This window comes from bacterium, assembly GCA_035527515.1.
Classification (GTDB): Bacteria; B130-G9; B130-G9; order B130-G9; family B130-G9; genus B130-G9.
Window position 1 is genome coordinate 1 of the sequence record DATLAJ010000074.1, and the last position, 9330, is coordinate 9330.

Below are 9330 nucleotides of genomic sequence, written 5' to 3' on the forward strand. Positions count from 1 at the left end.
TCAAACAGCCCATGTATAGACGCAGGCAGCGATACCTCATCGAACCTGGGCCTTGACCAGAGAACTACGCGCACGGATAACGTCCGTGACACTGGCACCGTTGATATGGGCTATCACTACGGTCGCGGCGAGGTCGAACCCGCTATCCATGGCTCGCTGAACGCAGCCCACTTTTCGCCTGCTGATCTTTTGATTGCCTCTGTCGAGGCGGAGAACCCTGGCAATGCAGTATCTGTGGACGTCTATCTCGGCTTCATCCTGCCGGACGGCACGCTTCTCTGTTATGTCGGCACCGGCTTTGCTGGTGACACCGTCCCCTGGCTTGAGGCGGTCTCGCTTCCGGGAGGGTTCCATTATGGGCCGGCCGAGGTCTTCCGGCTGAACGTCCCAGACGGCGCGCCAGCAGGCGACTACATGTTCGGAGCAGTGCTCTCAAAGCCGGGCCGATTGGAGTTCATTGGCCAGCCGAGCTTGTTTCCGTTCACTATCACCGGGTGATCGGCTGCTAAGAACGCTTCTTTCAAAGGTCTCTCGGTTGAGGACTGTTCGCGTTCGGATCGGGCGGGGTTGAGCGTGCGGCGCTGGGCCCGAGCCTGTCATGCACGGGCTTCGGCGGCTCAGTTAGCTGCTAGTCGAAAGTCGAAAGTCAGAGGACGAGGGGCGGAGCGTTTCCGCCCTTTTCCTTTTTCCCTCTTGTATGTTGTCTTTCATGCTTCTATGTAACTATCTTAGCTATTGTTTTGAGTCTTGGGGTGTTGGTCATTGTGCGCGCCCCGAGCAGGCTGCGGCGAGCCCGTTTTTCCCTTGGTCCCTCGTGAGACCGTGGAAAAGTGTGGGCCACCACAGCCTAATTGGATATAACCCGCACAATCACTTGGGCCAACCAAGCCCGTATTTGCAGGGAAGGGTTCGCCAATGATCACTGATCACACTCTCTCCGTTCTCGGTATTGACCTCTCCAAAAACTCGCTCGATGCCTGCCTGCTCCCACAAGGCCGTTCATGGCACGTGAGCAATGACCCAGATTCCCTCGCTGAATGGGTCAGCCAACTCCCCCCAGCATAAGCCTCGTCGTTATGGAAGCCAGCGGAGGCCTCCAAAACCTCCCCGCCGCCGCTCTTACAAACGCGAATTTCCCCGTCGCTGTCGTCAATCCCAAACAGGTCCGAGACTTCACCAAAGCTTCCGGCCAACACGCCAAAACCGACGTATTCGATGCTCATAAGATTGCTCAGTTCGGCGTCAAAATGCAACCCTCCCCTCGCCAGTTACCAGACGAGGCGCAGGCCCTGCTGGCTGAATTGCTCGTCCGACGACGCCAATTGGTCCAGAATCGCGTCGCAGAACTAAATCGCCTGAAAACCGGGCACGCAGAGCCGATTCGCCGAAACATCGAGGTACACATAGAGTCGATTGAAACGTTGCTCCGCGAGATCGACAGCGACATCGATGAGCAGGTCCGTAATAGCCCGATGTGGCGTGTCAACGAGGAATTGCTCACCAGCATCCGAGGCGTCGGGACGACGACCGCCCGAGTGCTGCTGGGCCAACTGCCCGAACTTGGCCGCCTTCCACGCCGTAAGCTCGCTGCCCTGGCAGGTCTGGCGCCATTCTCTCGCGATAGCGGCCAATGGTGTGGAAAACGCTTCATTTGTGTAGGCCGAGCACGCGTCCGGGCATCGCTCTACATGGCCGCTCTATGCGCCTCACGATACAATCCTGTCCTATCCTGCTTCTATTCTCGGCTGATTGAGAACGGCAAGCCCCAAAAACTCGCCTTGACAGCAGTCATGCGACGACTGCTCACAATCTTGAACGCTATCATCCGAGACCAAAAACCCTGGTGTAACTGCACAATAAACCCTTGACCTCAAACACAGTCACTTTCCCGAAGGCCTCGCACTTGACAAGATCGGCGGCGTTTTGCACAGTTGCCGGTGCTCAATGAGACAGGATTCATTCGTAGGAGAGGTGTCCGAGAGGCCGAAGGAGCTCGCCTGCTAAGCGAGTAAGCGTCTTAAAGCGCTTCCAGGGTTCGAATCCCTGCCTCTCCGCCAACCGCCAACTGCCAACCGCCAACGGATGAAGGATGAATAATGTGTCCAGCCGAAATCTGATAACAACTTTGTAAGGGCGCCATGCTGCCAGAAGATAACGACACGATTGCCGCGATTTCGACCGGCCCCGGAGTCGGTGCGATAGGGCTGGTGAGGCTCTCTGGGCCCGACTCGATAGCCGCCGCGGACCGCGTCTTCATTGGGTCCAAGAGCCCGAGCGAGATGGACCATTCGACAGTTCAGTTTGGCAGAATTGTTCGGGACGGGGCGGTTTTGGACGAGGTGATGCTGACGGTGCTGCGCTCACCTCGCTCCTATACGGGGGAGGACATGGTCGAGATAAGCTGCCACGGCAATCCACTGGTTCTGAAGGACGTTCTCTCCGCCGTGATAGAGACCGGGGCGAGACTTGCGACGGGAGGTGAGTTCACGAGGCGCGCGTTCTTGCGGGGCAAGATGGACCTGTGTCAGGCAGAGGCCGTGATGGAGCTTTTGTCAGCACAGACCCAGGAGGCCAAGCGAGTGGCGCTCTCACAGGTTCGGGGGAGGACGTCCACGGAGGTCGCGCGACTGCGCGAACAGGTGATACAGGTGAAGGCGGAGCTGGACGCCTCGATCGATTTTCCGGAGGACGTTACTGACGAGGCGTTGATGCGCCGTGATGCGAAGCGAGAAGGCTCCGGCGTGGAATTGCTGTCGGACACGGCTCGGCAGCTCGAGGCGATGATCGCGGCGTTTACCGCAAGCCAGCAAGTGCAGAAGCTGCCAACAGCTGCGATAGTCGGCAAGGTGAACGTGGGGAAGTCAACAATCCTAAACGCGCTGCTTGCCGAGGACCGGGTGATAACAAGCGAGGCTCCGGGAACCACCCGGGACAGGATCGACGTTGACGTCGCCCTTTTGTCAGGACGTAGAATGCGACTCAGCGACACCGCGGGGCTAGGCGTTCCCAGGGATGAGCTCGATGCCAAGGCGCGAGCCAAGATGGAAGGTGCAGCCCGCGACGCGGACGTTCTGGTGATGGTCTTCGACGCCTCGTCACCGCTTGGGGATGAGGACGTGCAGCTCGTTGAAACGTGGGGCGGAAGACCTGCCGTGCTGGTTTTGAACAAGATCGACCTAGGCGAGCGTTGGGACCCGAGCGTTCTTGTGGCCAGGTGCGAGGACTTGGCGGCAGCGCCGGTGGTCCTGACGTGCGCGATTTCGGGTTTTGGACTCGACGAGCTGGAGGCGGCGCTGGATAAGTTGCTTTGCGCTCTGCTGCCAAAGATGCGAAGCGAGGCCTGCGTTGTGGGGACAGTCAGAAATGAGCGGCTGCTTCGGAAGGCACGGGATGCGATCAACACAGCGATCAGGGCGTCCCAGGCCGGCTCGTGGCCGGAGTTTGCCAGCAGCGATCTGGGCGAGGCTCTCACCGCCCTTAACGAGTTTTTGGGCATAGACGTGGGGGTTGATATACTTGATGAGATATTCTCGCGATTCTGCATCGGGAAGTGAACGGTTCGCAGCTGTCAGCCGTAGGGGAGCTCGGGACGCGCGAGCTGGCCGGAGATGTTTGCAGTAAAATGATTTATGGGAGCCGAGACACTCGGCAGGGATGATGAGCGCTTCGTATGACGTTGTAGTGGTTGGAGCCGGGCACGCTGGCTGCGAGGCGGCGCTTGCTGCCGCCAGGATGGGTTGCTCCGTTCTGCTTGTTACGCTGAACGCCGACAAGGTGGCCGCGATGTCCTGTAATCCAGCGATAGGCGGCATTGGGAAGGGGCATATCGTTCGGGAGATCGATGCTCTCGGCGGCCAGATGGCTCAGGTTATTGACCAGACAGGCATTCAGTTTCGATTGCTCAACAGGCGGAAAGGCCCGGCGGTTCGCGGTCCGCGCGCGCAGGCGGACAAGGCTGGCTACTCCAGGCGGTTCAAGCAGGTGATCGAGTTGCAGGAGCGGCTTGACTTGGTGCAGGACGAGGTGATCGAACTTCTAGCTTCTTCCGGCCGCGTGGAGGGTGTCCGATGCTTGTTCAGGGGTAACATCGCGGCCAAATCGGTCATCGTCTCGGCCGGGACGTTCCTTGCCGGGATGATGCACATCGGGACCGATTCGTTTGCCGGCGGGCGCCTCGGCGATCCGTCCTCGAGCGAGCTCGGCAAGTCGCTGAAGCGGCTGGGGTTTGAGCTGCTGCGGCTAAAGACAGGGACGCCCCCGAGGTTGGACGGCCGGACGATTGATTTCGAGAGGCTGGCGCCTCAGTCAGGGGACGAGCCGCCGCCGAAGTTCTCCTTTGTCATCCCAGAGTGCAACGGCAACAAAGTGAATTGCTACCTCGCAAGGACCACACCAGAGTGCCACAGAATAATACGTGAGAATCTCGAGCGTTCGGCTCTGTTTTCGGGCAAGATCACGGGCGTCGGCATCCGGTATTGCCCATCGATCGAGGACAAGATCAGGAAGTTCCCACATCGCGAGGCGCATCACATATTCATAGAGCCTGAGGGCCTTACGACGGACGAATACTATGCGAACGGTTTCGCAACGAGCCTTCCTTATGATGTTCAGGTTGCGATGCTCAGGGCGGTTCCGGGCCTTGAGGAGGTCAAGATCACGCGCCCTGGCTATGCGATAGAGTATGACTTCATTCAGCCTACGAACCTTCATCCCTGGCTTGAAACTCGCCGCATAGCCGGGCTGTTTCTCGCCGGCCAGATCAACGGCACCTCCGGTTACGAGGAGGCGGCTGGCCAGGGCCTTATCGCTGGGCTCAACGCCGCACTGAAAGCTCGAGGCGACAAGCCTTTCGTCATCTCCCGGCGAGAGGCCTACATCGGAGTGATGATCGACGACCTCGTTACCTTAGGTTGCAGAGAGCCCTATCGAATGTTCACCGCGCGCTCAGAGCATCGCCTGCTGCTCGCTGCGGCCACAGCGGACGAGCGGCTGATGGGCTACGGGCATCAATTTGGCCTGATAACCGACGAGGCTTATGGCTATATGATGGAGAGAAAGAAGGCGAGAGAGCGGGAGATGCACACCCTCAGAAGAGCGCATACTAAAGGCCGACACGCCGAATTCGCCGGGGCAAGCCTGCTTGAACTTCTGAGGCGCCCCGAGTTCCGCTACGCCGACCTGACCGACAGGTTCGGTTTTGAATCGAACCTATCGCAGGCCGACCGCGATATTCTAGAGATGCACGTCAAGTATGAGGGCTATATCAGGCGAGAGGAGAGTCAGCTGGCTGACGCGGCGAAGCTCGACAGGATCAAGATCCCCACGGACACCGATTTTGAATGCGTGCCCGGTCTCCGAGCCGAGATCAAGGAACGACTTGCCGAGTTAAGGCCGGAGACTCTCGGTGCGGCCAGAAGAATCCCCGGCATGACGCCGGCTGCGATATCAGTCCTTTCCATACATATCGCTGGCCGCGGGAACCTGGGCGGCACATCTGAAGCCGACGAACTGGTCCCAGTCGTCCGGCGCCCTCCAATCTCGACAGGATGACCTGATGTCCCACGTGGGGCTGTCGTAGGAGCCGCCGCGGACAACCTTTATTGTCCCAAGTTCCGGGCCCGTTGGGTTTTCGTGAGGCGATGCTTGGTAGTAATCCGACGCGTACCAATCGGAGCAGAACTCCCAGACGTTGCCGGCCATGTCATAGCAGCCGTAAGGGCTTTTGCCGTTGCCTGTGCCAGGGTTAAGGCCGTTGTAATACCCTACTAGCGAGGTGTATTGGAAACCGTCCGCGTCGGCCGCAGCGTCCTTCGCGTGGAGATTGGCGAACCACAAGCCGCCGTAGTTCGGCAGACCGTCTCCCCAGGGAAACATCCGGTGCGTGGGCCCCTTGGCCGCCTTCTCCCACTGCGCCTCGGTGGGGAGCAACTTGCCAGTCCACAAGCAATAGGCCTGCGACTCTTGCTGAGATATGCCGATCACAGGTTGGTCAGGCTGGTTGAAATTATCATCATCCCAGAAGGCCGGCTCCAGGTTGCCCGTGTCCAGCACGAACTCCCTGTACTGGCTGTTGGTGACCGGGTAGCGGTCGATGTAATAACTGTCCAGCCAAACCTGATGCACCGGCGTCTCATCGCTCATGGTGCCGTTCTCCGTGCTCCCCATTGCGAACTCGCCGGCCGGCACGAGAACCATTCCCGAAGGAGCCTGCGCCGAATCGACCGTGATGGTTATTATGTCCCAAGCCATCTGACCCCTGGAATCTCTGGCAAGGGCAATGCAGTAGTAACGGCCTTCACTGGTATATGTGAACTCCGGCGACCTTGCTGTGTCATCAACCTTGCCATCACCCTGAAAGTCCCATTCGTAGGTGTACGGCTCGAAACCGCCCTCGGCTATCACCATGAACGACACGCTAAGCGGGGCGTTGCCTGAATCGGGATCAGCCACGGCCTCCACGGACATCTTGGCCGACACATTTATCGTGAGGTAATCATAGGCCTGCGTCCCATCAGCATCGACGACGGCGAGCACCGCCTCGAACATCCCCGGCGCCTCGTAATCGTGCTGGACGTCCTGGCCTTGAGATTCGAATATGCCGTCCGACTCAAAGTCCCAATAAAATTTGTAGGGAGCAATACCGCCGGTCGCATCTCCGTGGAAACTGACGTTCAGCGGCGCCGAGCCGCGCATCGGGTCGGCGCTGGCAAAAGCTGCAAGCGGCGGCGACGTGCTGATCACATTTACCGAGACCTGGCCGTAGTCCCCGAAGATAGTCGTCTCGCCAGCCCTCGTGAGGACGCCATACCAGGTGTAGATCCCGAGCGGCGATGCCTCAGCAACCTGCATCTCGAAGAGCATAGTTGGGTCCAGACTGAACTGTGCCGGAAGCGTAACCGTGAGCAATTCGGGCCTTGTCGTGAAGCTTGGCCAGAACAGGTAGGCTCCGCCCGGCGTCCTCAGAATTAGATAAAAATCGACCTCGACCTCCTGATCGGGGTTCTCCGCGCTGACCCAGATCTGAAAATCGTCCCCCCGGTGCAACTCCAGCTTGTCGGCATAAACCTGAACAGAAGGCGCAGCCGCCGCAGAAATCGCAACAGTCAGCACAAGTAAACTGGCGAAAATTACAGATACAGGCAATAATCTAGTCATTAAATAGCACCTCTTTGACGCAGCAAGTCAAAAACAGAATCGACCAAAATCTCTATAAGGATTTTTACTAATTCTGTGGCTTATGTCAAACATCGTGCGCCATCCCCGCCTTGACTGAACCGCCCGATATCAATAGTCTTGGCCGCGATAAGTGCGATTTGAATGGGCTATTGCTGACGAGGGGTTCGTGGACATTTTTCTCTGGCTTCTGTTTGCGATTTCGACCGCCATAATTGCCTCGGTTCTCGTCTTTTATTCCTGTTTGGTCAGATGGTTGGCCCGGCGCAGAAGCCCGATTGAGAGCGTGGTGCCCGACGAGTGGCCGACCGTGGCGATCTTGGTGCCGGTCTTCAACGAGGAGAAGTTCATAAAGCAGAAGCTCGAGAACATTCTTCAAATCGATTATCCAAAGGATAAGCTGGCTTATCTCGTGGTTGACAACGGCTCAACCGACGAGACAGCCAACATAGTGCGGCGATACCCAGTAACCCTCTTGCAGTGCGAGCGCGGCAAGAACAAGGCGATCAACGCTGGACTTGCCGCGACCGACGCTGAGATAGTCATCGTGAGCGATGTTGACACGACTGTTGAGCCTAGTGCGGTCAAGGAGGTTGTTGGGATGCTGCACGACGACATCGGGGCGGTATCCGGGCTGGTGACGCTCCAGAAGGAGAAAATACCATACATGAGAAGCAAACTCCGGTTTCATGTCTCGGACTGGGAGATGAGATACACAGAGGGCCTGATCGATTCTGCGTGTAGCCTCGATGGGCGTTTCTTGGCGTTTCGGCATAGTCTAGTCCCCAGGCTGCCTGACGAGGCGATCATCGACGATTTGGAGATCACATTCATCGTTAGGAAGCAGGGCTATCGGTGCGTTGTGTCCAAGAGCACGCTCGTCTTGGAGAGCTGTCCAGAGACAATGTGGGCGGAGATGGTGCAGATCAGGCGTCGGGTCTGCACTACGCTGGTTACTATGGCTCATTACTGGACGATGCTTGGGAACCCGCGCTACGGGTTCTTCGGAGCAATTACTCAGCCGTTTAGGAGGGCGTTTGCGCTCACGCTGCCTGCTTTCGTGGTCTTTGATCTGGTGTTCTTGAGCTGCAAGTTTGGGCCATGGGTGTTGTGGATAGCTTTGGGAGGGGCCATTCTGCTCATCGCTCTGGGAGAGGTATTCTCCTTCTTGCAGTTCGCCGGAATAATTCTCGGGTGGTTTCAAGTAATGTTGGGGCGCGTGAAGCCAGGCGGACTATGGCAGCGCATCCAGAGGAACAGCTGAGTGCGTGTTCTGTTTCTTTACCCTTATGCGGCTGGGAGCGTTGCCAGCTTTGTTCGGCCCGCTAACATAATAAAGCGGCTTCTTGCGAGCGGCGTCAAGATAACGCTGGCTACGGTGTGCCACCTGCGCCGCGCCTCGACTGACATCAACCTGTCATTGCTTGAGTTTCCTTATGTCAAGAGCGTTCCGCATGTGCGACTGTTTGCCGAGAGGGGGGCGATCTTGAGAAATGCTCTGATCGTAAATCGCTTGCTTAGGTCGCACGACATCATTCACCTTCAGAAGTGTCATCCCACTGTATCTATTCCGGCCACGATCGCGTCAGCCCTCAGCGGCAAGCCTCTCCACTACGACTGGGATGACAACGAGACAGAGATACTTAAGAGCATGGTCTCCGATGGAGGGGCGAGCGTTGCGCAGTTTAGGGAGTTTGCATTCGTCGAGCGGCGACTCGTGCAGCTTGTTGATACAATCTCGGCTGCAAGCCAGCGGCTTAGGTCTCTCGCCCTGGAATACGGCGCGCCCCCCGAGGCCGTGTTTGACGCCCCGGTGGGGGCGGACCTCTCGCTCTTTGCGCCTCGCAGGTTCGGGCGGGAGAAGCTCGATTCTCTGGGGGTGAGGCCACCTATGGTTCTGTATCAGGGGCAGCTTGAGGAGGCGTCGTTTGCGGAGGCATTCATCAAGTCTGCTGCGCAGGTGACAGACGCTATTCCCGAAGCGCAGTTCTTGGTGGTTGGGGGAGGCGCAAAGCTAAAACGGCTTCGCGAGCTTGCAATGGCGAGCAGCGTGCCGGTGACATTCACAGGATACATATCGCACAGGAGGGTGGCGGACTATGTAAGTGCAGCGGCGGTATGTGTCGCGACATTTCCTGACACAGAGCTTGCGCGGTG

The 9330-nt window shown here is 58.0% G+C and carries 6 protein-coding genes, 1 tRNA gene and 1 pseudogene; 7 read left to right on the forward strand and 1 reads right to left on the reverse strand.

The features are described 5' to 3' along the window. The 5 genes and pseudogenes from VM163_05740 to mnmG all read left to right on the forward strand — a co-directional run. Positions 1-498 (forward strand): hypothetical protein (locus VM163_05740; GenBank protein HUT03376.1); only part of this gene is annotated, 498 nt, incomplete at its 5' end. Positions 499-915: 417 nt separating this feature from the next. Further along, positions 916-1868, forward strand: a pseudogene (locus tag VM163_05745) (IS110 family transposase). Between the two features lie 97 nt (positions 1869-1965). Then, positions 1966-2057: transfer RNA gene (locus tag VM163_05750), tRNA-Ser, on the forward strand. Between the two features lie 81 nt (positions 2058-2138). Continuing rightward, positions 2139-3554: a tRNA uridine-5-carboxymethylaminomethyl(34) synthesis GTPase MnmE gene (gene mnmE, locus VM163_05755; protein HUT03377.1), complete on the forward strand. Its 1416-nt coding sequence runs from the start codon at positions 2139-2141 to the stop codon at positions 3552-3554. A 100-nt stretch (positions 3555-3654) separates the two neighbouring features. Further along, positions 3655-5550 (forward strand): tRNA uridine-5-carboxymethylaminomethyl(34) synthesis enzyme MnmG, encoded by a 1896-nt coding sequence (mnmG, locus tag VM163_05760; protein ID HUT03378.1) that lies wholly within the window; start codon positions 3655-3657, stop codon positions 5548-5550. On the opposite strand, the gene VM163_05765 is transcribed toward mnmG, so the two are convergent. Beyond that, entirely contained in the window at positions 5446-7155 is a 1710-nt protein-coding gene (locus VM163_05765; GenBank protein ID HUT03379.1) for an SUMF1/EgtB/PvdO family nonheme iron enzyme, read from the reverse strand. The genes mnmG and VM163_05765 overlap by 105 nt on opposite strands. 187 nt (positions 7156-7342) lie before the next feature. Here VM163_05765 and VM163_05770 point away from each other — a divergent pair, with 187 nt between their 5' ends. Continuing rightward, positions 7343-8437: a glycosyltransferase gene (locus tag VM163_05770; GenBank protein ID HUT03380.1), complete on the forward strand. Its 1095-nt coding sequence runs from the start codon at positions 7343-7345 to the stop codon at positions 8435-8437. Next, positions 8438-9330 (forward strand): glycosyltransferase (locus VM163_05775; protein HUT03381.1); only part of this gene is annotated, 893 nt, incomplete at its 3' end.